We start from the raw sequence: 23,576 nt of genomic DNA, 5'->3' as shown, positions 1-23,576 counted from the left end.
CGTGATCTTTCTGAGAGAGATATGTAGGGGGTTTTTAATTGGCTTATAAGAATTGTCTTATTTAAGTAAGGAACTTTAACCGTTCACTGACTCAGGCGTGTCAGCCTGGGCTTTGGCATAAGAAGGAGCATGCAGAGGCGGGTTTTGGGTAACCCTGGCCTCAGCGCAGGAACGCCAGGCGGTAGTCTCCCGGCGTGCCCCCCAGGGCGTGCCGGAAGCGATTGCTGAAGTGGCTGGCACTGGCAAAACCACAGGCCAGTGCAATCTCGCCCAGGGGCTGGGCGGTGGTGCGCAGCAGGTGCCGGGCCCGGCTCAGGCGTCGGGCTAGCAGGTATTGGTGGGGCGGCAGGCCGAAGCTTGCACGGAACATGCGGGCGAAGTGGTATTCGGAGAGGGCGCACAACCCCGCCAGTTGGCCCAGGCTCAGGGGCGCGTCCAGCTGGCTGTCGATGTAGTCCACCAGCAGCCGTCGCTGGTATGCGGCCAGCCCGCCCTTGAGCCGGGCCCCCTGGCGCTGGCCCACTTGATTGAGCAGGGCATGGCTGAGCATCTCGTGGGCCAGGCTGCTGGTCAGCAGGCGCTCGCCGGGTTCGTCCCAGTTCAGGCGGACCAACTGCGCAAAGCGCTGGGTCTGCTCGGGGTCGTCGAGAAAGGTGCTTTCGCGCAGTTGCAGTTCCCGGGGCTCGCGATCCAGCAGGGTGACGCAGCCCAGGGCGAACTGCTCCGGGCTGAAGTACAGATGGGCCAGGCGAATATCACCGTTGATCACCCAGGCCGACTGGTGCTCGGCGGGCAGGATGCACAACTTGCCCGGGCCGCCCTTGCTGCCCGGCTGGTCGCGGCGGAAGGTCCCGGTGCCGCCGGCCAGGTAGCAGGACAGGGTGTGATGGCTGGGGGCCTCGTACTCCTGGGCGTCGTGATGGTTGCTCCACAAGGCTGCGGACAAGCCGTCACCGAGCTCGGCGCTGTGCTCCAGGCGAGCATTGGGCGAGCGGTTCAGGGCTTGGAAGACTTGCAGGGTATCCAGTGCGTGCATGGTGGGGCGTCAACATGGGTGCGGCTGCCGGTATTCTGCATGCTACTCCGTAGCCCGTGTGCTGCCAGCCCCGGGCGGATAAAAAGCGCAAGTTTGTGCAAGCGCGCAAGGCCGGCGGGGCGTGACACTGCACTCCTGACAAAGGAGTCGCGCCATGAACCTATCGCTGTACCTGTTGACCGTGCTGATCTGGGGCACCACCTGGATCGCCCTGAAACTGCAACTGGGGGTGGTGGCGATTCCGGTGTCCATCGTCTATCGCTTCGCCCTGGCGGCCCTGGTGCTGTTCGTCCTGTTGCTGCTCAGCCGCAAGCTGCAGCCGATGAACCGTCGTGGTCACCTGATCTGCCTGGCCCAGGGCCTGTGCCTGTTCTGCATCAACTTCATGTGCTTTTTGCACGCCAGCCAGTGGATTCCCAGTGGCCTGGTAGCGGTGGTGTTTTCCACCGCGACCCTGTGGAACGCCCTGAATGCGCGGGTGTTCTTCGGCCAGAAGATCGCTCGCAACGTGCTGCTGGGCGGCGGCCTGGGGCTGCTGGGGCTGGGGCTGCTGTTCTGGCCGGAGCTGGTGGGCCACAGCGCCAGCCCGCAAACCCTGCTGGGCCTGGGCTTGGCCCTGCTGGGCACCTTGTGCTTCTCGGCGGGCAACATGCTGTCCAGCCTGCAGCAAAAAGCCGGGCTCAAGCCGTTGACCACCAATGCCTGGGGCATGGCCTACGGCGCGACGATGCTGGCGGTGTATTGCCTGTTCCAGGGCATCGCCTTCGATGTGGAGTGGAGCACCCGCTACATCGGCTCATTGCTGTACCTGGTGATTCCGGGCTCGGTCATCGGCTTTACCGCCTACCTGACCCTGGTGGGGCGCATGGGCCCGGAGCGCGCGGCTTACTGCACCGTGCTGTTCCCGGTAGTGGCGTTGAACGTCTCGGCCTTTGTCGAAGGCTACCAATGGACCGCCCCGGCCCTGGCCGGGCTGGTGCTGGTGATGCTGGGCAACGTCCTGGTGTTCCGCAAACCCAAGGCTGTGCCTGCCTCTGTAGCCGCTGCCGAGCTTGCGAGGCTGCGAACGGCGGCGCAGCCGTCGCAAAACCGGGCGACCTGATTCTGCCGGGCTATCGCTGAAGGACCTGCGGACCTTTTCGCAGCCTCGCAGGCTTGGCAGCGGCTACAGGGGGGATAGGCCGGGGGTGGTCAGCCCTTCCACACCTGCGGGTTGACCAGGTCCTGCGGCCGCTCACCCAGCAGGGCACTGCGCAGGTTGCTCATGGCGCGCGCGGCCATGGCGTCGCGGGTTTCATGGGTGGCCGAGCCAATGTGCGGCAAGGTCACTGCGTTCTTCAGCTGGAACAGCGGCGACTCCGCCAGCGGTTCCTTCTCGTACACATCCAGGCCGGCGCCACGGATCTGGCCCTTCTGCAAGGCTTCGATCAGCGCCGGTTCATCCACCACCGGCCCGCGGGAAATGTTCACCAGGATTGCACTGGGCTTCATCAGCGCCAGTTCGCGGTGGCTGATCAGGTGCTTGGTCTTTTCGCTCAACGGCACCACCAGGCAGACGAAATCCGCCTCCGCCAGCAGTTGCTCCAGGCTGCGAAACTGCGCCCCCAGCTCCTGCTCCAGGGCCGCCTTGCGGCTGTTGCCGCTGTAGAGGATCGGCATGCCGAAGCCCAGGCGCCCACGGCGGGCTATGGCCGCGCCAATGTTGCCCATGCCGACGATGCCCAGGGTCTTGCCGTGCACGTCGCAGCCGAACAGCGCCGGGCCGACGCTGGCCTGCCATTGCCCGGCCTTGGTCCAGGCGTCCAGCTCGGCCACTCGGCGGGCGCTGCTCATGAGCAGGGCGAAGGCCAGGTCGGCGGTGCTTTCGGTGAGCACGTCCGGGGTGTTGGTGAGCATCAGCCCGCGTTCGTTGAAGTAGGCCAGGTCGTAGTTGTCGTAGCCCACCGAGATGCTCGACACCACTTCCAGGCGCGCGGCGTTTTCCAGCTGCGCACGGCCCAGCTTGCGGCCGACACCGATCAGGCCGTGGGCCTGGGGCAGGGCTTCATTGAATTGCGCGGCGATGTCCCCGTGCTTGGGGTTGGGCACTATGACCTCGAAATCCTGTTGCAGGCGTTCGGTCATCTCGGGGGTGATGCGGCTGAAGGCAAGTACAGTCTTTTTCATCGCGCGAAGGCTCGTCAGGCGGGGAGAATGCCAAGCAAGCTAACATTTTTGCCGCCGCCACCAAAGCACCCCGCCACGAGCCTGCATGTGTAGGAGCTGGCTTGCCAGCGAAGGCGGCATCCAGGTTTGCACAGGACGTGCGGGCCTCTTCGCCGGCAAGCCGGCTCCTACGGGGGATGGGCCGGCGTTTGGGGGAGGGGCGTACACCGTGTAGGAGCTGGCTTGCCAGCGAAGGCTGCATCCAGGTTTGCACAGGACGTGCGGGCTTCTTCGCCGGCAAGCCGGCTCCTACAGGTGGGGCGGTGGTCTGGGCGGGGAGCCCCGTGGTCAGGTGGCCAGGCGTGCGCCGGTCAGGCTGCCGCTCAGTTCATAGGCCGCCAGTTCAGTCTGGTGCGCGGTGAGGATCTCCGGCAGAGAGCCGCGCAGGTATTCGACCCAGGTCTTGATCTTGGCGTCCAGGTACTGGCGCGACGGGTAGATGGCGTACAGGTTCAGCTCCTGGGAGCGGTACTTGGGCATCACCCGCACCAGGGTGCCGGTGCGCAAACCCTCTATAGCCGCGTATACCGGCAACACCCCGACCCCCATGCCGCTGATGATCGCAGTCTTCATGGCATCGGCGGAGTTCACCAGGAACGGCGAGCTGTTGATGGTGACCATTTCCTGGCCTTCCGGGCCGTCGAAAGTCCACTTCTCCAGGGGAATCACCGGGCTCACCAGGCGCAGGCAGGCATGGTTCAGCAGATCGCTGGGCTTTTGCGGGCAGCCGTTGGCTTTCACATAGGCCGGCGAGGCGCAGACGATGCTGTAGGTCATCCCCAGGCGCTGGGAGACGAACCCCGAATCCGGCAGCTCCCGGGCCAGGACGATGGACACGTCGTAGCCCTCGTCCAGGAGGTCCGGCACACGGTTGGCCATGGTCAGGTCGAAGGTCACGTCCGGGTGGGTCTTGCGGTAGCGGGCGATGGCGTCGATCACGAAGTGCTGGCCGATGCCGGTCATGGTGTGCACTTTCAACTGCCCGGCGGGGCGGGCGTGGGCGTCGCTGGCCTCGGCCTCGGCTTCTTCGACATAGGCCAGGATCTGCTCGCAGCGCAGCAGGTAGCGCTTGCCGGCCTCGGTCAGGGCGATGCGGCGAGTCGTGCGGTTGAGCAGGCGGGTTTGCAGGTGCGCCTCTAGATTGGAGACGGCGCGCGAGACGTTGGCGGTGGTGGTGTCCAGCTGCACCGCGGCGGCCGTGAAACTACCGGCTTCGGCAACACAACTGAAGGCGCGCATGTTTTGCAAGGTGTCCATGGGGTGCTCTCAAGGGAGATTGCAAATTGTGACACGAAGTTTCTGTTTTTACAGGCGTACAGGGATACGACCAAGGGATTATCGCGTTTACGGTAACAAAGATTCACAGGAATCCCAGCTTATCGCCACAACGACCGCCCCCTAGAATTGCGCCGATCCCTAGGAGCCGGCAGGCCGGCGATCCGCGCAACGCGGTGTAGCAGGCGTATCGCTGCGCCGGCAAGCCAGCTCCTACGAGAGAAATACTCCCCCCCGATCTCAGGAATTCGCAGCAGTGCCGCGTCGCATCAGCAGAGGGTTCAAGACCCTCAGTGTTTGGGCTTTATCGTTAGCAATCAGCGGCTGCATCGGAACCGGAGGCATTGCCCCACAGGGCAAGACACTTCCCGCTAATACATTGGCCACGGATGAGGCGATAAAGAGCGCCGCGCAGGACGCCCACTGGCCCAGCGCCCAGTGGTGGCAGGCCTATGGCGACCCGCAACTGGACCGCTGGATCAGCCTTGCGCTGCAAGGCAGCCCGAGCCTGGCCATGGCCGCCGCCCGGGTGCGCCAGGCCAAGGCCCTGGCCGGCATCGCCGAGTCGGCCGAGTCGCTGCAGATCAAGGGTGACGCCACCCTCAAGCGCCACAACTGGCCCACCGATCAGTTCTACGGCCCCGGCGCCCTGTCCAACAGCACCACCTGGGACAACAACGCCGCCCTGGGTTTCAGTTATGCCCTGGACCTCTGGGGCCGGGAAAGCAACAGCACCGAGCGTGCCGTGGACCTGGCCCACATGAGCGTGGCCGAAGCCCGTCAGGCCCAGCTGGAACTGGTGAACAATGTGGTGCGCAGCTATATCCAGCTGTCCCTGCACTTCGCCCAGCGCGATATCGTCGCGGCCACCCTCAAGCAGCAGCAACAGATCCTCGAACTGGCGCAACGGCGCCTGGACGGCGGCATCGGCACCCATTTCGAAGTCAGCCAGGCCGAGGCGCCGCTGCCGGAAACCCATCGCCAGCTGGACGCCCTGGACGAAGAAATCGCCCTGACCCGCAACCAATTGGCGGCCCTGGCCGGCAAGGGCCCGGGGGAGGGTGCGCAACTGCAGCGGCCAAGCCTGTCCCTGGGCGCCGCGCTGAAACTGCCCTCGGCCCTGCCCGCCGAACTGCTGGGGCAGCGCCCGGACGTGGTCGCCAGCCGCTGGCAAGTGGCGGCCCAGGCTCGCGGTATCGATGTGGCTCACGCCGGCTTCTACCCCAACGTCGACCTGGTGGGCAGCATCGGCTTCATGGCCACCGGCGGTGGGGCCCTGGAGTTCCTCACCGGCAAGAAGCTCAACTACAACGTCGGCCCGGCCATCAGCCTGCCGATCTTCGACGGCGGGCGCCTGCGCTCGGAACTGGGTGAAGCCTCGGCCGGCTACGACATGGCCGTGGCCAGGTACAACCAGACCCTGGTGGATGCACTGAAAAGCATCTCCGACCAGTTGATCCGCCGCGAGTCCATGGACAAGCAGCAAGCCTTCGCCGCCGAGTCGGTGGCCGCTGCGCAGAAGACCTACGACATCGCCACCGTGGCCTTCCAGCGCGGCCTGACCGACTACCTGAATGTGCTCAACGCCCAGAGCCTGCTGTTCCATCAGCAACAGGTGCAGCAGCAGGTGCAGGCCGCACGCCTGACGGTCCAGGCGGACCTGGTCACGGCCCTGGGCGGCGGGCTTGAAGCCGGCCGCGACGTTCCCGCGCAAGACCGCCTTGAGGCACCCAAGACCCCCGCGGCCCTGGCCGTGTTCGACCATTGAAGCAGGCACCCATGACTTCCTTGCCCGCACCTTTGCGCTGGCTGTACTCCCTTGAATGGCGCCGGGGTTTCTTCGACTGGGCGCGCAGCGACGGCGTGACCTGGGTCTATATCTTCAAGGTCCTGGCCGCCGCGTTCCTCACCCTGTGGCTGGCCATGCGCCTGGAGTTGCCGCAACCGCGCACGGCGATGATCACCGTGTTCATCGTCATGCAGCCGCAGAGCGGCCAGGTGTTCGCCAAGAGCTTCTACCGCTTTCTCGGCACCCTGGCCGGCTCGGCGGTGATGGTGGCGCTGATCGCCCTGTTCGCCCAGAACACCGAGCTGTTCCTCGGCTCGCTGGCGATCTGGGTTGGCATCTGCTCGGCCGGTGCCGCGCGCTACCGCAACTTTCGCGCCTACGGTTTCGTCCTCGCCGGCTACACCGCGGCCATGGTTGGCCTGCCGGCCCTGGCTCACCCCGAAGGGGCCTTCATGGCGGCGGTGTGGCGGGTGCTGGAGATCTCCCTGGGGATTCTCTGCTCGACCCTGGTCAGCGCCGCGATCCTGCCCCAGACCGCCAGCGCCGCCATGCGCAACGCCCTGTACCAGCGCTTCGGGGTGTTCGCCCTGTTCGTCACCGACGGCCTGCGCGGGCGCAGCCAGCGCGATAGCTTCGAAAGCAGCAACGTGCGCTTCATCGCCGAGGCCGTGGGCCTGGAAGGGCTGCGCAGCGTCACCGTGTTCGAAGACCCGCACATGCGTCGGCGCAACGGCCGCCTGAGCCGCCTGAACAGCGAGTTCATGGGCATCACCACGCGCTTCAACGCCCTGCACCAGTTGCTCGAACGCCTGCGCAGCAGCGGCGCCGATCACGTGGTGGCGGCGATCAAGCCCGGCCTGCAGGACCTGGCGGAACTGCTGGACGGCTTCTCCGGCCGTGCCCTGACCAGCCCCGATGCGGCGCGCCTGGCCACGGCCCTGGCGGCCTACAAGGCCGAGCTGCCGGCGCGGGTGCGCAGCCTGCGCACGGCCTTCCAGGAGAGCGGCCCGAGCGACGCCGAGCAGCTGGATTTCCACACCGCCTACGAGCTGCTCTACCGCTTTGTCGACGAGATGCACAGCTACGCCCAGACCCACGCGTCCCTGGCCGACCACAGCCACGAGCGCGAGCGCTGGGACGAGCCCTACACCCCGCAGACCAACTGGCTGGCCTGCGCCGCCTCGGGCATCCGCGCGGCCTTCGTGCTGGTGGTGCTGGGCAGCTACTGGGTGGCCACGGCCTGGCCCAGCGGCGCCACCATGACCCTGATCGCCGCCGCCACCATCGGCCTCTCGGCGGCTACGCCGAACCCCAAGCGCATGGCGTTCCAGATGGCCTGCGGGACTTTCATCGGTGCCCTGGTGGGCTTCGTCGAAATGTTCTTCGTGTTCCCCTGGATCGACGGCTTCCCGCTGCTGTGCCTGATGCTGGCGCCGGTGATCGTGCTCGGTTCGTTCCTCGCGTCCAGGCCCAAGTACGCCGGGGTCGGCCTGGGCTTGCTGATCTTCTTCAGCACCGGTTCGGTGCCGGACAACCTGACCATCTACAACCCCTACACCTTCATCAATGACTACATCGCCATGGTCATGGGCATGCTGGTCTGCGCCGCGGCCGGGGCGATCATCCTGCCGCCCAACAGCCGCTGGCTGTGGCGGCGCCTGGAGCAGGACCTGCGCGGCCAGGTGGTGTACGCCATCAGCGGCAAGCTCAAGGGCCTGGCGTCCAGCTTCGAGAGCCGTACCCGCGACCTGCTGCACCAGGCCTATGGCCTGGCGGTGGGCCAGCCCAAGGTACAGAGCGAGCTGCTGCGCTGGATGTTCGTGGTGCTGGAAGTCGGCCACGCCATCATCGAGCTGCGCAAGGAGCAGGCGATCCTCCCGGTGCACCCGGCCTATGCCGAATCCCAGCCCTGGCGCCAGGCGATCCGGGTCATGGGCCGCTCCCTGGTGCGGCTGTTCCTGCAGCCCAGCCAGAGCAACCTGGAGCGCGGCCTGATCGCCGTGGACCACGCCATCAGCCGGGTCCAGGCCACCGACGAGCCCTTTGCCCCGCACTTCGACACCTCGGCTCTGCGCCGGGTCAAGAGTTACCTGCACTTCATCCGTACTTCACTGCTCGACCCGCAATCGCCGCTGGCGGCCTATGCCGTGGCCAAGCCAACGGCGCCTGCACCCCAAGGACTTGACCATGCCTCGTGAAATCGCCTTCCACGGCGTTTACATGCCCACCATGACCCTGATGTTCTTCATCGCCGCGGCCCTGGCCTGGGCCCTGGACCGGTTCATTTCCGGCTATGACCTGTATCGCTTCTTCTGGCACCCGGCGCTGCTGCGCCTGAGCCTGTTCTGCTGTCTGTTCGGCGCCATGGCGCTCACTGTCTACCGTTGAGACCCCCGCAATGAAAAAGTTTTTCAGCCTGCTCGCCACCCTGCTCGTGCTGGCCCTGGCCCTGTGGATCGGCCGTACCCTGTGGGAGCACTACATGTACACCCCCTGGACCCGTGACGGCCGGGTGCGCGCGGACATCATCAACGTCGCCGCCGATGTCACCGGCGAAGTGGTGGACGTGCCGGTCAAGGACAACCAGCTGGTGCGCAAGGGCGATCTGCTGATGCAGATCGACCCCGAGCACTACCAGATCGCGGTCAAGCAGGCGCAAGCGCTGGTGGCGTCGAAGAAGGCCACCTGGGAGATGCGCAAGGTCAACGCCCGGCGCCGCGCCGACATGGACAACCTGGTGATCTCCAAGGAAAACCGCGACGACGCCGGCAACATCGCCGACTCGGCCCTGGCCGACTACCAGCACGCCCAGGCCCAGCTGGAAGCGGCGCAACTCAACCTTGCACGCACCCAGGTGCGGGCGGCGGTGGATGGCTATGTCACCAACCTCAACGTGCACCGTGGCGACTACGCACGCATCGGCGAGGCGAAGATGGCGGTGGTCGACATGAACTCGTTCTGGGTCTACGGCTTCTTCGAGGAAACCAAGCTGCCCCACGTGCGCGTCGGGGATAAGGCCGACATGCAACTGATGAGCGGCGAAGTGCTCAAGGGCCATGTGGAAAGCATTTCCCGGGGCATCTACGACCGCGACAACCCGGAAAGCCGCGAACTGATCGCCGACGTCAACCCGACCTTCAACTGGGTGCGCCTGGCCCAGCGCGTGCCGGTGCGCATCCACATCGATGAAGTGCCCGAAGGCGTCCTGCTGGCGGCCGGCATCACCTGCACCGTCATCGTCAACCCCGAGCCTTTGTAGGCGCTGGCTTGCCAGCGAAGGCGTCGGCAGGGGCGATGCAAGGCTCGCGGGCCTCTTCGCCGGCAAGCCGGCTCCTACGAGGGAGGCATTGGTTGTAGGAGCTGGCTTGCCAGCGAAAGCGCCGGCATGGGCGATGCAAGGCTCGCGGGCCTCTTCGCCGGCAAGCCGGCTCCTACGAGGGAGGCATTGGCTGTAGGAGCTGGCTTGCCAGCGAAGGCGTCGGCAGGGGCGATGCAAGGCTCGCGGGCCTCTTCGCCGGCAAGCCGGCTCCTACAGGGGGCGGTTATTTGTAGCTTTTGTCCATGATCGCCTGGGACTTCTTCGCCGCAGCTTCCAGGCCGTCGTTGACGTTGTTGATGGTGGCCACCAGCTTCGGGTTCTGCAGCACGTCGACACCGGGGTAACGCTGCTGGGCCCGGCGCGAGACGATGATGTACTGGGTCACTGCGTAATGCAGCTTGAACTGGCCGCTGTCCCGGGCCTTGGCGATGGCCGCCTTGACGAAGGCCTGGCGCTCGGCCGTGGTCATGCCCTTGAACAGGTCGGGGAGATCGAAATGGATCTCGGCCGAGAAAATCGCCACTTCTTCATCCCGCGCCTCGTCGTACATCACCTGCTTGCTGGTCACCCGCGCCTTCAGCTCGCCAAAGTGCTGTTCGCCTGCGGCCAGTTGCTCTGGGCTCATCTTGCCTTTAAGGGCATCCAGCTGGCTGGTGTCCTCGGTGTTGTCGATGACCTTCAGCCAGGCGTAGGCCTTCACCAGGTCGCCGGACTCTTCGGCGGCGTCGGCCAGGCTCTGCTGCGGTTCCGGGTTGCCGTGCAGTGCCGAGCGTTCCAGCCAGCGCAGGGCCAGGTCCCGGTCCTTGGGAATGTCCTTGTCGCCGAACCAGTAGGTGGCGTACATGCCGTACTCGGCGCACCAATCGTTCTGTGACGCCGAGTAGGCGATGTAGTTGAAGGACTCGCGGTCGCGCTCAGCCTTGGGCTTGTCCGTTTCCTGATCGGTGGTGGTGGACAGATAGCAGAAGGCCCGGGTGTAGTGCGGCGCGGCCATGGCGAAGCAGCTCTTGGCGTTCTTGTAGTCCTCGATCTCGTTCAGCTTGTAACCGGCGCCGTACAGCACATCCGCATCCATGGCCGGGTTGCAGTACTCGTTGGCGCTGACCTTGGGCAAGACGCTGTCCAGCGTCAGCTTGGGCAGGGTGTCATTGAGTTCGGGGCGTTTCGGTTCGGTGTTTTGCGCAGGCGTGGAGGCGCAAGCCGCCAGCAAGACAGCCAATGCCAGTGGCAGCGCGTTGAACAATTTCAATGGATATTCCCTGATCGGCGAATGAAAAAAGACGCGCATGAAATCAGGCAGGGACGGCAGAGGAGGGGAGCGTGAGCAGTTCCGTGCTTGGGTGTCGGCGCCAGCGATTCCATGCTGCTTGAGCGCGGGCGCTCAAGACCGCGGATTCTACTGGGTTTGAGAGGACGCACAACCGAAACCGCAGCAGCTGTCTGGCTGCGGCTGCAAAAGCAGTTGCGCCTGCCGCTCCAGTTATGGCGTGCGCTTGGCCAGGAGGGTTTTGGCCTTGGCCACGCTGTCTTCCACGCTCAGGTCATCGTCCTCCAGCACGGCCTGCAGCGCCGGGTCTTGCCACAGGTCCACGGCCGGCCCGGTGCTTTGCACCAGGCGGGAAATCAAGGCGTAGGCCACCAGCTGGCCGCGGGTGTGGAACTTCGGGTAGCGGTCCTGCATGTCCACCAGCTGGGCGACGAAAGCATGCTGTTGCTCAGCGGACATGCCCGCGAACACCTCCGGGTAGTCGTAGTAGATATCCCCTGTGCCCAGGAGGATGACGTTCTGGCGCAGCGCCTGCTCAAGATCCTGTTTGGAGGGGAGCTGGCTGAGCAGCCGGGTGTAGTGCTGCTCGCCTTCGGCCATCTGCTGAGGGCTCATCTTGCGTTTCAGCGCTTCGAGCCTTTGGGCGTCATCGAGGGTTCGGGCCCAGGCGTAGGCCAGCGGGAAATTGTCCTGTTCGCTGCTGCGCAGCATCTCTTGTTGCGAGTCCTCGTCGCCGTGCCGAGCGGCGCGTTCCAGCCAGGCCATGGCCAATGCCTTGTTCGCCGGCTGGTCCAACTTGCCAAGGTTGTAGATGTCGTACAGGCCCGCTTCCGCGCAGGATTCATTGTGCTGGGCGGCGTAGGCGATGTAGTTGAAGGCTTCGCTTTTGTCATAGTCCTTCTGCCTGGAGCCGACAATCCCGCCCAGGATGCACAGGCTCATGGTATCGCGGGGGGCGGCCATGATCAGGCAGCCGCGGGCCATTTGTATGGCCTTGCTCGCCAGCAAGGTACGGCTTGCGCCATGCAGCACCTCGTCCTCATTCATCAGGCGGATGCCGAGGCCGACCAGCCGTTCGCTGTCCATCTCCGGCGAGCAGTACGGGTTGGCCTCGACCTTGGGCAGGATCTGTTCCAGGCTCAGCTCCGGCAGGGTGGCATTGAGTTTTTCGTCCGGTGACGAGGCATGGCAGCCCAGCAGCAAGGCGAACAGGGTCAACGTCAGCGCACTACGATATTTCAATGGGGCAGATCCTTGATTGGCGAATGAACAAAGGTGCACTGCGCCACCGCGGTAGGAGCGGGCTTGCCAGCGAAGGTGGTCGCAAGATTTGCACTCGGCTCGCGGGCCTCTTCGCCGGCAAGCCGGCTCCTACGGGAGGCACGCGGTACACCCTGGATGGCTTGCGTGCGTGGGGATCAGAGCCTGGCGCTCAGGCCGAAGCGCTTCATCAGTCCCTTCTCCAGCAGACCCTTGGGCAGCAGGTTGGCCAGCAGCGGCAGGGCGCGGCTGCCATTGCCCAGCCGTACCAGGCGTGGCGGATTGTCCTGCTGCACGGCCTTGAGCAAGCCGGCGGCAAATTCGCTGGCCGGGGTCGGCTTGTCCTGGGAGGCCTTGGCCCGGGAGCGGATGCCCTCGCGCAGCGGCCACCAGGGCGATTGTTCGTTGAGCAGCTGTTCGGCTTCATGCCCGGCATTCTTGGCGAAGCTCGAAGCAATGGCCCCGGGCTGCACTTCCATGACGCGGATGCCGAACGGCGACAGTTCCATGCGCAGGGCATCGCTCAAGGCGTGCACTGCGGCTTTCGAGGCGCAGTAGGCACCGGCAAAAGGCGTCACCAGCACCCCGGACACACTGCCGATGTTCACCACCAGGCCGCGGCTGCGGCGCAGCACCGGGAACATCGCCCGAGTCACCCCGACCACCGAGAACACATTGGTTTCGAACTGGCGTTGCATCGCTTCCACGCCGCCGTCCAGCAGCGGGCCCATGGCGCCGTAGCCGGCGTTGTTGATCAGCACATCGAGGCCGCCGTACTGCTGGTTGATCTCCTCGCCCAGGGCGCCCAGGGCCGGGCCGTCATTGACGTCCAGTTGCACGGCCTTGAAACCGGCCGCTTGCAGGGCAGAGACGTCCTCGGCCTTGCGGGCGGTGGCGAGCACGGTGAAACCGGCGCCCTTGAAGGTGTCCGCCAGGGCGCGGCCGATGCCGCTGGAACAACCGGTGATCAACGCTACGGGCATGGCGCGGTCCTTGTGCTGGGTGAGGGAGGGGGTGAATCAGTCGGAGAAACTACCCTGTAAACGCTCGGCGCGAAACTCCAGGGTTTGCGGGCGATAGCCGGGGCGCAGCGGCGGCAGGGGCAAGCAGTCCTGCCAGTTGGCGCCGGCCTGCAACTCGCCGGGGCCACGGTAGCGCGGGGCACTGTACTGGTTGTCGGCGAGGTTGACCGTATCCCCCGGGGCATAGGCGGCGACCCGCCAGCGCAATTCCACCAGGGGCACCTTGTTGCCGTTGTTCAGCTTGACCTGCAATGGACGGTCGGCGGGGCAGTGCTCCGGCGCGTAGCTCAGGCGCAACTCCAGGCGCGCCAGTTGCTGGGCTTCGCGGTTGTCCAGCCAGACCACCCAGCAGGCCACCAGGGCTAGGCCGAAAGCGGCAGCCAGGGACACGGGAAGGGCTTTGGCGGGGTAGCGCAGAAGCAGGACCAGCCAGGTGATGACCAGCAGAACGCCGATGAACATGACGCGAGCCTCGGGGAAAAGGAGGGGACATCCTACCTAAGCGTAGGTGGGGTTGGCGATGGAGGGTGTCCAGGGCGTGTTTTAGCCCAATGTTCTGGACGCAAAATTATTGTGGGCAATATAAGGTCTGTTATTGGCATTTTTTAACTATAATGGATCATATGTTGTCCATAGTTTGACGAAGTAATCAACAGGCCGGAGGCAGACGCAGCGTCATGTCCCTTACTCGTTTCATGTACACCCCGTCCGAGATCACGGCGCAGATCGGAAAAAACGCACAGGCCCTCAGGTTGTCAAAAAACCTGTCGCGCAAAACCCTGGCCGAAAAATCCGGGGTGCCTGCCTCGACCATCAAGCGTTTCGAGCTGCAGGGGGCCATCTCCCTTGAGTCGATGGTGCTGATTGCGGCGGCTTTGGATGAACTCGATCCGTTGCTCAAGTTGTTCAAGCCACCTGCGCCAAACACGCTGTTTGAGCTGCAAAACTCAAAACGCCAGAGGGGCACCCGATGACTGGACGAGGCACGAGGAAATACCAGCCGATCGAGGAATTGGGCGTCTTCATGCATGGGCGGCAGGTGGGGGTGCTGAGCTGGAATCGCCAGGGCTGCTACTTCACCTACGCCAGGGACTGGTTGAGCCGGGGCTTCAATCTGTCGCCGCAACTGACCTTCGACGAGAAGCCGCAGCAACCCGATAGCCAAGTGTTCCTGGGCATTCATGGAGCCTTCGCCGATTCCCTTCCCGATGGTTGGGGCTTGCTGCTGATGAAGCGTTTTTTCACGGCGGAGTATGGGGCGCGGGTCGCCAATGGCCTGACTCAACTCGATCGGCTTGCCTACATTGGCAACCGTGGGATGGGCGCCTTGGAGTACTACCCCATGGCGGAAAAAGTGGAGCGCGAACCCATCAGCCTTTCACTGCTGTACCAGGCTTCGGTCCAGGTCCAGGTGGGGGAAACGGTTGAAGTCCTGAAGGCACTGCGGATTGCCGGTGGCTCGCCAGGTGGCGCCAGGCCCAAGGCAGCCGTTGCCCTTTCGCCGGACCTGTCCCATGTGGTTTCGGCCTTTGAACCCTTGCCGGAGGGCTACGCGCACTGGATCGTGAAATTCAGGGCCCTGCAGGAACCCTGGTCCATGGGCGCGATTGAATATGCCTACGCCCGCATGGCCCGTGCCGCCGGGGTCGATATGGCCCATTGCGAGCTGATCACCGTGCCCTCGGAGCAGGGATGGAACGAGCGCTTCTTTGCCTCCCGGCGCTTTGATCGCCAGCACAACGAGAAAGTCCACATGATGACCGCTGCCGGGATTCTGCATGCGGACTTCAGAGTTCCAGGCCTGGACTACAAGGACTTGCTGCGCCTGACCTTTGCGCTGACCAAGAGTGCCAAGGAAGTGGAGAAAATGGCCCGGCTCATGGTGTTCAACGGCCTGGCGCACAACTACGACGATCACGCGAAGAACTTCGCTTTTCTCTACGAAGAGGGGCAGGGCGGCCTGGAGGGGCAGTGGGTTCTCGCACCCGCCTATGACCTGACCTTCTCCACCGGCATGGGCGAGCACACCACCGCGTTCGACGGCCAGGGGCGTCCGTCCCGCAAGGCAATAAGGCGCTTGTGTGCGGACTACAAGTTTCTCAAACCGGATGACTACATCGACCAGACGCTGGAGGCGCTGGGCAATTGGAAAACGCTGTTTGCCGAACTGGGTATTCTGCAGGCCGATGGGCAGGAGATCTTTGAAACGCTTGAAGATGTTCATGCCAATCTTTAGCGCCGCGACCAGGGCTGAAATGGATCTAGCAACGATACACAGGTCAGCTTCTTGTAGCCGCTGCCGCAGGCTGCGAACGACCGCGCAGCGGACGCAGGGGGCTCAAGACCGCTGAAGGTCCTTCGGCCCTTTTCGCAGCCTGCGGCAGCGGCTACAAAAAAAATCCCCCTGTCCAACCGCCTGCGGATAGGGGACGCAGGCGCCTGGAAGGGGGTTGAAAGGACTCGCTGATAACGGCGCTCTGCCTTTGCTCGCAGCTTGCCGCTTGAAGCCTGTCGCTGTTACTGGGCGATGGTCTTCACCGAGACGCCACGTTCCACCGGGGTGGAGCGGCCGTAGATATCTTCAAACCGCTCGATATCGTCTTCGCCCAGGTAGCTGCCCGATTGCACTTCGATGATCTCCAGCGGGATCTTGCCCGGGTTGCGCAGGCGGTGCACCGAGGCAATCGGGATGTAGGTGGACTGGTTCTCGGTGAGCAGGAACACGTTCTCGTCACAGGTGACTTCGGCGGTGCCGCTGACCACGATCCAGTGTTCGGCGCGGTGGTGGTGCATCTGTAGCGACAGGCAGGCCCCCGGCTTGACCGAGATGTGCTTGACCTGGAAACGCCCGCCCATGTCCACCGAGTCGTAGGAGCCCCACGGACGGTAGACCTCGCAGTGGTTCTGGGTCTCGCTGCGGCCCTGTTCGTTGAGGGTGTTGACCATCTGTTTCACCCCTTGGACCTTGTCCTTGTGGGCGATCATCATGGCGTCCTTGGTTTCCACCACGACGATGTTTTCAAGGCCGATCACCGACACCAGCTTGCCGTTGCCGTGGATCATGCAGTTGCGGCTGTCCTGGATCACCACATCGCCCTTGCTGACGTTGCCGTTGGCGTCTTTTTCATGCACGTCCCACAGCGACGACCAGCAGCCGACATCGCTCCAGCCAGCGGTCAGGGGCACCACGCAGGCGCGCTGGGTCTTCTCCATCACCGCGTAGTCGATGGAGTTGTCCGGGCAGCAGGCGAAGGTGGCTTCGTCGATGGTCACGGTGTCCGGGTCCTGCTGGCTGCGCTCCAGGGTCAAGAGGCAGGTGTCGTAGATGTCCGGGTCGTGTTTCTTCAGCTCTTCGAGGAAGCGGCTGGCGCGGAACAGGAACATGCCGCTGTTCCAGAAATAGCCGCCGGCCTGGACAAACTCGGTGGCGCGTTTTTCGTCGGGTTTTTCGACGAAGTGCGATACCCGGCTGACCCCCTCCGGGAGCAGCGCATCGTTGGTGGACTTGATGTAGCCGTAGCCGGTTTCCGGCTTGGTTGCCGGGACCCCGAACAGCACCATTTCGCCACGCTCGGCGGCCACGGTGGCCAGGGCCAGGGCGCGTTGCAGGGCTTTCTGGTCGTCCAGGACGTGGTCGGCGGGCAGTACCAGCATCAGCTCGTCGCGGCCTTCGTTGACCAGCATCATCGCGGTCAGGGCCACGGCCGGGGCGGTGTTGCGGCCGAAGGGCTCCATGAGGATGCGTTGGGATTCGAGCTTACGCGCCGCCAGTTGCTCGTTGACGATAAAGCGGTGGTCCTTGTTGCAGACCACGATGGGGGTATCCATGCCTTCGAACACCAGGCGCTCCAGGGTCTGCTGGAACAAAGTGTGTTCGCCGGTCAGGGCGAGGAACTGCTTGGGGAATTGCTTGCGCGAAAGCGGCCAAAGACGTGAGCCGCTACCACCTGACAAGATCACCGGAATCATGTTGTTACTCCTTCAAACATCGTATGGGTTAGAGCTACTGCGTTCTGTCGTTTCACTCTTGTTTTTGTTGCGTGACCGGATGCGCTGCCCACCTTCTGTAGGAGCCGGCTTGCCGGCGAAGGGGCCCGTGAGGACGCCTTCGCTGGCAAGCCAGCTCCTACGAGAGGCGGGGAGCAGCCTTCCGGAAATTCATTAGCGGGTGGAAACCGGGCGCTTGACCCAGACCGGCGACAGGTTGCTGCCGTTGCCGGTGACGTAGAGCACCGCTGCTTCGCCGCGCTCCAGGGCCACGGGCTTGAGGTCGCTGACCTTTTTCTCGCCGTCATACAGGGCGAAGCTGACCTTCACCGGGTTGATTTCGCGCTCGCCGCGGCCCTTGGCGGCCACGGCCTTGACCACATCGGTCTTGCCGTCGGCGGTCTTCAGGGTCAAGGCCTGGTCGCTGAGGTTCTGCACCCGCACCAGGGATTTCTGCTTGTTCTTGAACGGCGGTTCTTCGATCAGTTGCGGCTGGCCGCTGGCGTTGTTGACCAGGGTGTAATAGTGATCGGCGGCCAGTTTCACCGGCACGCTCTGGCTGCCCACCTTGGCGGTGTAGTCGCCGCCGGGCATGAAGCTGAAGTCGCTGCTGGCCAGGGGCGCGACGTCATTGACGTTGGTGCTGCCCACCGTGGCGCTGACTTCGCTGTTGCTGGCGTTGTACAGGCGCACGAAGGTCGAGCCCTTGGGCGCGGTGGGGCCGTACAGGGCGGCATCGCCACCGGCGAATACCGGAGCTGATAGCAAGCCCAGGCCCGCGGCCAATACGGCAGCTTTCAGGGATTTGGCAGCGAGACGACGAGGAGTAGTAGTGAAAGTCATGAGTGTTACCTCTTTTCAGTTTTGCGCCCGGTCGGGCGTCTCGGATTTGTTGAGTGCAGCTACGTTCTGTTGGCGAGCACCGGCTTGCTTGAGCTCTGCGACCCACTGCGGGTCGGCGTCGCCGATTTCGTTGTTCACAGGCAGATAGCGTTCAGGGAATTCCCAGATCAGCACCTGGGGCGGGTTGTTCTTGAAGTCGTCGCTTTTCAGGTAGCTGAGCATCGGCAGGATCGGGCCGTGGCCGTCTTCGGCGTAGCTCAGCACGTCGCTGTGCAGGGCCTGTTTCAGGGCGCCGACGAAGTTCCAGCTGGGGTTGGCGCTGTAGCTGGTGCCCACCAGGGTCACCGGCACTTCGCGGTCGGCGAACAGCGCGTCGTCGGCGGCCGGCTGTTCATCGCTGGCCCGGGTCACGCGCTTTTGCAGGGGCTCTTCGGCCGGCATCAGGTTTTCGAACAGCGGGTCCAGGGGCAGGAAGCGGCGCAGGTCGCCCTTGTGTTCCACGGTCTCTTCGGTCTCGGTGACGAAGCGCTGTGGCTGACCGCTGAGCGGGGTCTTGGCGGCGATGGTCAGGGCCAGTTGCCGGGCGACGATCTCGGCGCCGGCGGGGGTCCAGTGGGTGTCGGTGCGCAGGAACACTTGCTGGCCCTGTTGCTTGGCCTGTTGCAGGGGGCCAAGCAGGTCGGGGGCAAGGATCTTGTCGGCAGCGACCCGGGCGTGGAAGTCCTGGTAGAGGTTGGCGTGGATGCGCGCCGGGCGCACTTCGTCCATGTGTTCCGGGTACAGGCGCACCTTGGCCGGAACGATCGCCATCACCAGTTTCACCCCGTGCTCCTTGAGGGTCTGGCGCACGCCTTCCACCAGGGCGTAGTTGCCCTGCAGATTGAGCTCCTCGTTGACCACGGGGTTGAACTCTTCATCGCTGTACAGCCACTGGTCACGGCCCAGCACCACCCCCGGGCGCCCTTCGTTGAACAGCTTGAAGTCCAGGGCGGCCCAGAGGTTGGTGCCCAGGCGCTTGATCGGGAACTGGTCGTCGTAGTGGGTTTCCACCGCCTTGGCCCAGCGCCCGTTGAGCACGGTGGCGTCGTTGTTGGTACTGAAACCGAAGAAGCTGCGCGCCGACCACACCCCCAGCACCAGCAGGGTCAGCAGGAACAGGGCGATGTAGAACACACGTAATGAGCGGGTCATGGGCAGATCCCTCAGAACTGGAAGTAAAGGAACGGCGAGAAGCTTTGCGCCGAGAGTTTGAGAATCGAGGCAATGAACAGCAGCAGCACCAGGGCGCGCATGGCGTAGCGCGACCAGTCGGCAGTCCAGTAGGCCGGCTGTACCTGGGCCTCGGTGCCGACGATGTAGCCCGGCTGGTGAATGCTGCCGGGGTTGTCCCCGGGCACCGCCTTGATCAGGCCGGGCTGGGCGCTGGCCGGGCCGTCGGCGGCGGTAGTGACCTCGGGCTTGGCCTTGACCGGCGCCGGGTTGCGGTACAGGTCACGCAGGCCGAAGAACGCCAGGGTGGCGTAGGCCAGGATCAGGGTCGCCACTTGCAGGCCGGTGAGGCTGGCGCGGTTGAGTTCCGACAGCGACCAGTCGCCAAAGCTGAACATCGCGCCGTACATGCGGCCTGCTACGTGCAGGTTCTCGGCGCGGAAGATCACCCAGCCCATCACCACCAGCAGGAAGGTCAGGGCCCAGCGCACCGGGTTCAGGCTGCGCGGCGTGGTATTGATGCCCAGGGCCTTTTCGATGGCCAGCCACATGCCGTGCCAGGCGCCCCAGACGATGTAGGTGAAGTTGGCGCCGTGCCACAGGCCGCCCAGGAGCATGGTCAGGAACAGGTTGCGGTAGGTGATCAGGGTGCCTTTGCGGTTGCCGCCCAGGGTGATGTACAGGTAGTCGCGCAGCCAGGTAGAGAGGCTGATGTGCCAGCGCCGCCAGAACTCGGTGATCGACTGGCTGATGTAGGGCTGCTTGAAGTTTTCCATGAAGCGAAAACCCATCATCAAGCCCAGGCCGATGGCCATGTCGCTGTAGCCGGAGAAGTCGAAGTACAGCTGCGCGGTGTAGGCCAGGGCGCCGAGCCAGGCATCGCCCGTGGTGGGGTTGTGCAGGGCGAAGCAGTGGTCGGCGACCACCGCCAGGGTGTCGGCGATGAACACTTTCTTGATGAAGCCCTGCATGAACCGCGTGCAGCCTTCGGAGAACTTGTCCAGGGTGTGGGTGCGGTTGTTGAACTGGTCCGCCAGGTCACGAAAGCGCAGCACGGGGCCGGCGATCAGGTGCGGGAAGATCGCCACGAACGCCGCGAAGTCGATCAGGTTGCGGGTGGCCGGGGTGTCGCCGCGGTAGACGTCGATGATGTAGCTGATGGACTCGAAGATGTAGAACGAGATGCCGATCGGCAGCAGCACGTGGGTCAGGATGAACGGCTCAAGCCCCATGGAGGTCATGATGGCGTTGATGCTGTCGACGCCGAAGTTGGCGTACTTGAAGTAGCCGAGGATGCACAGGTCCACCGCCACCCCCAGCAGCAGCCAGCGCTGGGCGGGTTTGGTCCTGACACCGGCGGCGCCGACTTTCAGGCCGATCCAGTAGTTCCACAGGGTGACCCCGGCGAACAGCGCCAGGAAGTCCACGCGCCACCAGGCATAGAACACATAGCTGGCGATCAGCAGCAGCAAGTTGCGATAGCGTTGCCCGCTCAAGTAGTACAAGCCGAGAAAGATCGGCAGGAACAGGAACAGGAACACATTGGATGAGAAAACCATCCCGATCTCTCCATGTTTAACCAATAGTCAGAGGCCGGAGCCCCCCCAAACCCCCCACTGAAAAAACGTGGGAGGCGTACTGCATTCATGACGCTCTCTGTAGCCGCTGCCGAGGCACGAGGCTGCGATGGGCTGCGAAGCGGCCCCTGGGGGCGGTCCTGCGGACCGCGTCGCAGCCTCGTACCTCGGCAGCGGCTACAGGTTCAGGTGCTACGGGTTTGTGCTGCCCTTTTCATGGGCCGGGTCGTAGACCTTGGTCAGGTCGCCACCCAGGCGGAAAGTCTTGAACGGCTGCATCTTGTGCTTGCGCTCCAATGTCTCCGGGGCGCAGGTGTAGAGGCTGCAGTAGGGTTCCAGCCAGGCGAATTTCGAGTCGACCTTGAGGTCGGTCATGTCCTGCTGCTTGCCGTTTTTCTTCTCGAAGGTGTCCGGGTTCTTGACCCCGGCCAGCACCCGCTCGCCCAGGCGCTTGAGGGCGCTGTTGTTCTCCTGGCGCAGGTCGACGCCGTTGACCTGGGCGAAGCTGGCGATCATTGCCAGCGGCGGCAGGGCGTAGTTGTGGTAGGCCAGGGCCCGCTGCTGGCGCTTGAGTTCGTTGGGCAAGAAGCCGTCGGCATCGACCTGGTTGGCGCCGACCTTGTATTCCTTGACCGCCCAGTCGAACAGGTCGCGGCGGTTGGTGGCCACGGCGGTGGCCATCACCGACCAGGCGGCCCAGTAGGAGTGGTTGTTGGTCTTGTCCAGGGGCAGGTTGTCCCAGTCGCTGACCACCTGGTCGGCCATCTTGCTGAACCAGGCCTCGATCTTCTGTGCCTGTTCCTGGTGGGTGGCCAGGGGGTGGGAGTCGGAGAACTTCAGCCGCAGGTAGGCCGAGGCCATGCTGCCCAGGGCCCATTTGCGCATGGACTTGCCGGTGTGGTTGAAGTCCTTGGACATCAGCGCATCGGCCTGGGCCCAGGCGCTGAGCCAGGCGAGGGTGCAGTCCAGCTGTTCAGGGCGGCCGTCGCGCATGAACTGCATGACCCGCTTGCTGGTACCGCGCTCGATCTTGGTGATGTCCGCGGTGGTGTCACGAAAGGCCTGTTCGGACTGCACGTTGAGGGTCGCCCGGGCCTTGTCCGAGCCTTCGTACTTGCTGCGAAACTGCAGGGCGCCGGTGTAGGGCGCCGGCATGGCGTCGCAGCCCTCGCTGTTGTCGCCGCTCTTGAACTTGTCCACCGGGGCGTAATAGCCCTGGGGCGGGCGCAGCGGCGCGGCGGCCTGGGCGCTGCCGGTGACGATGGCCAGCCCCAGCAGGCTGGGTATCAACAAGCGTTTCAAGTCTGTGCTTTGCATAGGTAACCTCATTGCCCGATCTGCGCGGTGCGTTGCTCGGCGCTCGGGAATACGTTGCGTTTGCAAATTTTCGCTTCGACCTTCTGCCCCGCAGTGCCCGCTTCCGGGCCCTGGATCTCGACCGCCAGCAGGTTCTGCGAGGCCCAGTCTTCGTCGGTGCGCAGTTCGAAGGCGAAGCGCCCGTCGGTGTCGGACGTTTCCGGTTTTTCGATCTTGATGTCCTCGTGGCGCCCGTTCATGTACCAGAGGGTGGCTTGCAGGGTTTTCACCGAGGTGTCGGCGAAGCGGATGTCGACCTGATGACCGCTGTTGCGCAGGTCCATGTTCTTGCTGTTGACCAGCAATTCGTTCTTGCCGGGCTTGAGGGTGGTGCTGCCGGTCATCTGCGCGTCCTTGCCCTCGCAGCCGTTGTCCAACAGGGCCATCATCTGCCGGTAGATGGTTTCCTGGTCCAGGCGGTACAACGGCGAGAATTCCCAGATGAGGATCTTCGGCGGGCTCTTCTGGAACTCGTCGCTGCCCAGGTACTGCAGCATCGAGCCTTCCAGGCCGCCGCCGGGGAAGGCGACGTTGAGGATGTCGGCACCGATGGCCTCTTCCAGGAAGCCGGCGAAGTTGTAGTTCTTGCCACTGTGGCTGGTGCCCACGAGGGTGATCTGCGGGTTGCCGGAGTCGCCGAACAGGTCGCCGTCGCCAGCCTCGCCCTTGGGCTCGGTGGTGAACTGGTCCATGTACTGGATGGCGTAGCTGGTGCCGCACAACTGGCCGGCCATGTTGTGCAGGGTGCCGGTCTTGCCCATGCGCCCGGACTTGTGGGTTTCGAATTCACGCCGTGGAATGTCGGCAAAGGCCGGCAACTGCTTGACCTTGTCGGCGACGATCTTCGCCGTGCGCTGGGCGCCATAAGGGGTCCAGTGCTGGTCGCCGCGGAAGTAGAAGTCGTGGGCCGGCAGGGTATCGGGCAGTTGTTCGTTGGTCAGCGGCGAGAGGTCCGGCACCACGTAGCCCATCTGCGCGAAGCGCCCGAGCATGGCCTTGTAGTTGCTCAGCGCCTTGTCATAGTCGAAACGGGCTTTCTCCGCCGGGTTGAGCTTGTTGCGGTTCACCAGGCCGCGGGTCGGCTGATAGACCACCACCAGTTCCACGCCCTTGCTCTTGAAGGCTTCGTGCAACTGCTTGAGGCGGCGGTAGCCTTCGGGAGTGGTGTTGAACTCGGTGCGCAAATCTTCCTGGGTACGGAACAGCCAGTCGCCCTGGGCTTGCACCAGGGTGGTGAAGTTCTGCTGGTAGCGGGTCACGTAGTTCTTTGCGTCGTGGGCGGCCGGGCACAGGTTGCAGCACGGCTCGGCCTTGAAGTTCGGCGCGGCGCTCGTGGCGCTGGTTTCGTCGGCACGGGCGCCGGCGCTGGCGGCGAGAATCCCCGCGGTCAGGGCCGACAGGCCCAGGAGTTTGATCCAGTGTGGGTGCATG

Annotated in this window: 20 protein-coding genes; 7 read left to right on the top strand and 13 right to left on the bottom strand. The window is 64.2% G+C overall.

Going from position 1 to position 23,576, the window contains the following annotated elements:
- Positions 1-160: 160 nt before the first annotated feature.
- Positions 161-1,036 carry an AraC family transcriptional regulator gene (locus AC1RCO_RS11590; protein ID WP_072451241.1) on the bottom strand — a complete coding sequence of 292 codons (876 nt, stop codon included), beginning with the start codon at positions 1,034-1,036 and terminating at the stop codon, positions 161-163.
- A gap of 154 nt (positions 1,037-1,190) precedes the next feature.
- On the opposite strand from AC1RCO_RS11590, the gene AC1RCO_RS11585 reads away from it, so the two are divergent.
- A complete protein-coding gene (locus tag AC1RCO_RS11585) occupies positions 1,191-2,138 on the top strand; it encodes a DMT family transporter (RefSeq protein WP_015634221.1) in 948 nt (315 codons plus the stop codon).
- 89 nt (positions 2,139-2,227) lie between these two features.
- On the opposite strand, the gene AC1RCO_RS11580 is transcribed toward AC1RCO_RS11585, so the two are convergent.
- On the bottom strand, positions 2,228-3,202 hold the full coding sequence (locus tag AC1RCO_RS11580) for a 2-hydroxyacid dehydrogenase (RefSeq protein WP_011059355.1): 975 nt from the start codon (positions 3,200-3,202) through the stop codon (positions 2,228-2,230).
- 327 nt (positions 3,203-3,529) lie between these two features.
- Positions 3,530-4,498: a LysR family transcriptional regulator gene (locus tag AC1RCO_RS11575; RefSeq protein ID WP_011059356.1), complete on the bottom strand. Its 969-nt coding sequence runs from the start codon at positions 4,496-4,498 to the stop codon at positions 3,530-3,532.
- 274 nt (positions 4,499-4,772) lie between these two features.
- On the opposite strand from AC1RCO_RS11575, the gene AC1RCO_RS11570 reads away from it, so the two are divergent.
- The 4 genes from AC1RCO_RS11570 to AC1RCO_RS11555 are packed head-to-tail and all read left to right on the top strand — an operon-like array spanning position 4,773 to position 9,564.
- Positions 4,773-6,284, top strand: coding sequence for an efflux transporter outer membrane subunit (locus AC1RCO_RS11570; protein WP_011059357.1), 1,512 nt, complete (start codon positions 4,773-4,775; stop codon positions 6,282-6,284).
- Between the two features lie 11 nt (positions 6,285-6,295).
- Positions 6,296-8,503, top strand: coding sequence for an FUSC family protein (locus tag AC1RCO_RS11565; RefSeq protein ID WP_019094736.1), 2,208 nt, complete (start codon positions 6,296-6,298; stop codon positions 8,501-8,503).
- Positions 8,493-8,693 (top strand): DUF1656 domain-containing protein, encoded by a 201-nt coding sequence (locus AC1RCO_RS11560; protein ID WP_007930063.1) that lies wholly within the window; start codon positions 8,493-8,495, stop codon positions 8,691-8,693. Before AC1RCO_RS11565 ends, AC1RCO_RS11560 begins: the two co-directional genes overlap by 11 nt.
- 10 nt (positions 8,694-8,703) lie before the next feature.
- Entirely contained in the window at positions 8,704-9,564 is an 861-nt protein-coding gene (locus AC1RCO_RS11555; protein WP_011059359.1) for an efflux RND transporter periplasmic adaptor subunit, read from the top strand.
- Between the two features lie 283 nt (positions 9,565-9,847).
- On the opposite strand, the gene AC1RCO_RS11550 is transcribed toward AC1RCO_RS11555, so the two are convergent.
- The 4 genes from AC1RCO_RS11550 to AC1RCO_RS11535 form a co-directional block, all read right to left on the bottom strand.
- Complete coding sequence (locus tag AC1RCO_RS11550) at positions 9,848-10,873, bottom strand: SEL1-like repeat protein (RefSeq protein WP_492617714.1); 1,026 nt, start codon at positions 10,871-10,873, stop codon at positions 9,848-9,850.
- A gap of 231 nt (positions 10,874-11,104) precedes the next feature.
- A complete protein-coding gene (locus AC1RCO_RS11545) occupies positions 11,105-12,133 on the bottom strand; it encodes a sel1 repeat family protein (RefSeq protein WP_492617713.1) in 1,029 nt (342 codons plus the stop codon).
- 176 nt (positions 12,134-12,309) lie between these two features.
- A complete protein-coding gene (locus AC1RCO_RS11540; protein ID WP_015634228.1) occupies positions 12,310-13,134 on the bottom strand; it encodes an SDR family oxidoreductase in 825 nt (274 codons plus the stop codon).
- Between the two features lie 36 nt (positions 13,135-13,170).
- Positions 13,171-13,635: a multidrug transporter gene (locus AC1RCO_RS11535; RefSeq protein WP_492617712.1), complete on the bottom strand. Its 465-nt coding sequence runs from the start codon at positions 13,633-13,635 to the stop codon at positions 13,171-13,173.
- A 215-nt stretch (positions 13,636-13,850) separates the two neighbouring features.
- On the opposite strand from AC1RCO_RS11535, the gene AC1RCO_RS11530 reads away from it, so the two are divergent.
- Positions 13,851-14,147 carry a helix-turn-helix domain-containing protein gene (locus AC1RCO_RS11530; protein ID WP_492617711.1) on the top strand — a complete coding sequence of 99 codons (297 nt, stop codon included), beginning with the start codon at positions 13,851-13,853 and terminating at the stop codon, positions 14,145-14,147.
- A complete protein-coding gene (locus tag AC1RCO_RS11525; protein ID WP_053149117.1) occupies positions 14,144-15,409 on the top strand; it encodes a type II toxin-antitoxin system HipA family toxin in 1,266 nt (421 codons plus the stop codon). Before AC1RCO_RS11530 ends, AC1RCO_RS11525 begins: the two co-directional genes overlap by 4 nt.
- Before the next feature lie 281 nt (positions 15,410-15,690).
- Here AC1RCO_RS11525 and AC1RCO_RS11520 read toward each other — a convergent pair whose 3' ends face one another.
- The 6 genes from AC1RCO_RS11520 to AC1RCO_RS11495 all read right to left on the bottom strand — a co-directional run bounded on the left by AC1RCO_RS11520 (position 15,691) and on the right by AC1RCO_RS11495 (position 23,575).
- Positions 15,691-17,142, bottom strand: coding sequence for a mannose-1-phosphate guanylyltransferase/mannose-6-phosphate isomerase (locus tag AC1RCO_RS11520; protein ID WP_015634232.1), 1,452 nt, complete (start codon positions 17,140-17,142; stop codon positions 15,691-15,693).
- A gap of 192 nt (positions 17,143-17,334) precedes the next feature.
- A complete protein-coding gene (locus AC1RCO_RS11515; protein ID WP_011059367.1) occupies positions 17,335-18,003 on the bottom strand; it encodes an alginate O-acetyltransferase AlgF in 669 nt (222 codons plus the stop codon).
- Positions 18,004-18,018: 15 nt separating this feature from the next.
- Complete coding sequence (locus AC1RCO_RS11510; RefSeq protein ID WP_220223729.1) at positions 18,019-19,194, bottom strand: alginate O-acetyltransferase; 1,176 nt, start codon at positions 19,192-19,194, stop codon at positions 18,019-18,021.
- Positions 19,195-19,205: 11 nt separating this feature from the next.
- A complete protein-coding gene (locus AC1RCO_RS11505) occupies positions 19,206-20,771 on the bottom strand; it encodes an MBOAT family O-acyltransferase (RefSeq protein WP_053149125.1) in 1,566 nt (521 codons plus the stop codon).
- Positions 20,772-20,981: 210 nt separating this feature from the next.
- A complete protein-coding gene (locus AC1RCO_RS11500; RefSeq protein ID WP_492617710.1) occupies positions 20,982-22,106 on the bottom strand; it encodes a mannuronate-specific alginate lyase in 1,125 nt (374 codons plus the stop codon).
- Positions 22,107-22,114: 8 nt separating this feature from the next.
- Positions 22,115-23,575 carry an alginate O-acetyltransferase gene (locus AC1RCO_RS11495; RefSeq protein WP_011059371.1) on the bottom strand — a complete coding sequence of 487 codons (1,461 nt, stop codon included), beginning with the start codon at positions 23,573-23,575 and terminating at the stop codon, positions 22,115-22,117.
- Position 23,576: the final 1 nt, after the last annotated feature.

The organism is Pseudomonas sp. GW823-FHT03E05 (assembly GCF_058796855.1).
This window is presented reverse-complemented; position numbering and strand designations above follow the sequence as displayed.

Bases quoted from the DNA above. Each gene is read 5' to 3' on its own strand.
- AC1RCO_RS11590 (WP_072451241.1), bottom strand. From the start codon at position 1,036: ATGCACGCACTGGATACCCTGCAAGTCTTCCAAGCCCTGAACCGCTCG.
- AC1RCO_RS11585 (WP_015634221.1), top strand. From the start codon at position 1,191: ATGAACCTATCGCTGTACCTGTTGACCGTGCTGATCTGGGGCACCACC.
- AC1RCO_RS11580 (WP_011059355.1), bottom strand. From the start codon at position 3,202: ATGAAAAAGACTGTACTTGCCTTCAGCCGCATCACCCCCGAGATGACC.
- AC1RCO_RS11575 (WP_011059356.1), bottom strand. From the start codon at position 4,498: ATGGACACCTTGCAAAACATGCGCGCCTTCAGTTGTGTTGCCGAAGCC.
- AC1RCO_RS11565 (WP_019094736.1), top strand. From the start codon at position 6,296: ATGACTTCCTTGCCCGCACCTTTGCGCTGGCTGTACTCCCTTGAATGG.
- AC1RCO_RS11560 (WP_007930063.1), top strand. From the start codon at position 8,493: ATGCCTCGTGAAATCGCCTTCCACGGCGTTTACATGCCCACCATGACC.
- AC1RCO_RS11555 (WP_011059359.1), top strand. From the start codon at position 8,704: ATGAAAAAGTTTTTCAGCCTGCTCGCCACCCTGCTCGTGCTGGCCCTG.
- AC1RCO_RS11540 (WP_015634228.1), bottom strand. From the start codon at position 13,134: ATGCCCGTAGCGTTGATCACCGGTTGTTCCAGCGGCATCGGCCGCGCC.
- AC1RCO_RS11535 (WP_492617712.1), bottom strand. From the start codon at position 13,635: ATGTTCATCGGCGTTCTGCTGGTCATCACCTGGCTGGTCCTGCTTCTG.
- AC1RCO_RS11530 (WP_492617711.1), top strand. From the start codon at position 13,851: ATGTCCCTTACTCGTTTCATGTACACCCCGTCCGAGATCACGGCGCAG.
- AC1RCO_RS11525 (WP_053149117.1), top strand. From the start codon at position 14,144: ATGACTGGACGAGGCACGAGGAAATACCAGCCGATCGAGGAATTGGGC.
- AC1RCO_RS11520 (WP_015634232.1), bottom strand. From the start codon at position 17,142: ATGATTCCGGTGATCTTGTCAGGTGGTAGCGGCTCACGTCTTTGGCCG.
- AC1RCO_RS11515 (WP_011059367.1), bottom strand. From the start codon at position 18,003: ATGACTTTCACTACTACTCCTCGTCGTCTCGCTGCCAAATCCCTGAAA.
- AC1RCO_RS11510 (WP_220223729.1), bottom strand. From the start codon at position 19,194: ATGACCCGCTCATTACGTGTGTTCTACATCGCCCTGTTCCTGCTGACC.
- AC1RCO_RS11505 (WP_053149125.1), bottom strand. From the start codon at position 20,771: ATGGTTTTCTCATCCAATGTGTTCCTGTTCCTGTTCCTGCCGATCTTT.
- AC1RCO_RS11500 (WP_492617710.1), bottom strand. From the start codon at position 22,106: ATGCAAAGCACAGACTTGAAACGCTTGTTGATACCCAGCCTGCTGGGG.
- AC1RCO_RS11495 (WP_011059371.1), bottom strand. From the start codon at position 23,575: ATGCACCCACACTGGATCAAACTCCTGGGCCTGTCGGCCCTGACCGCG.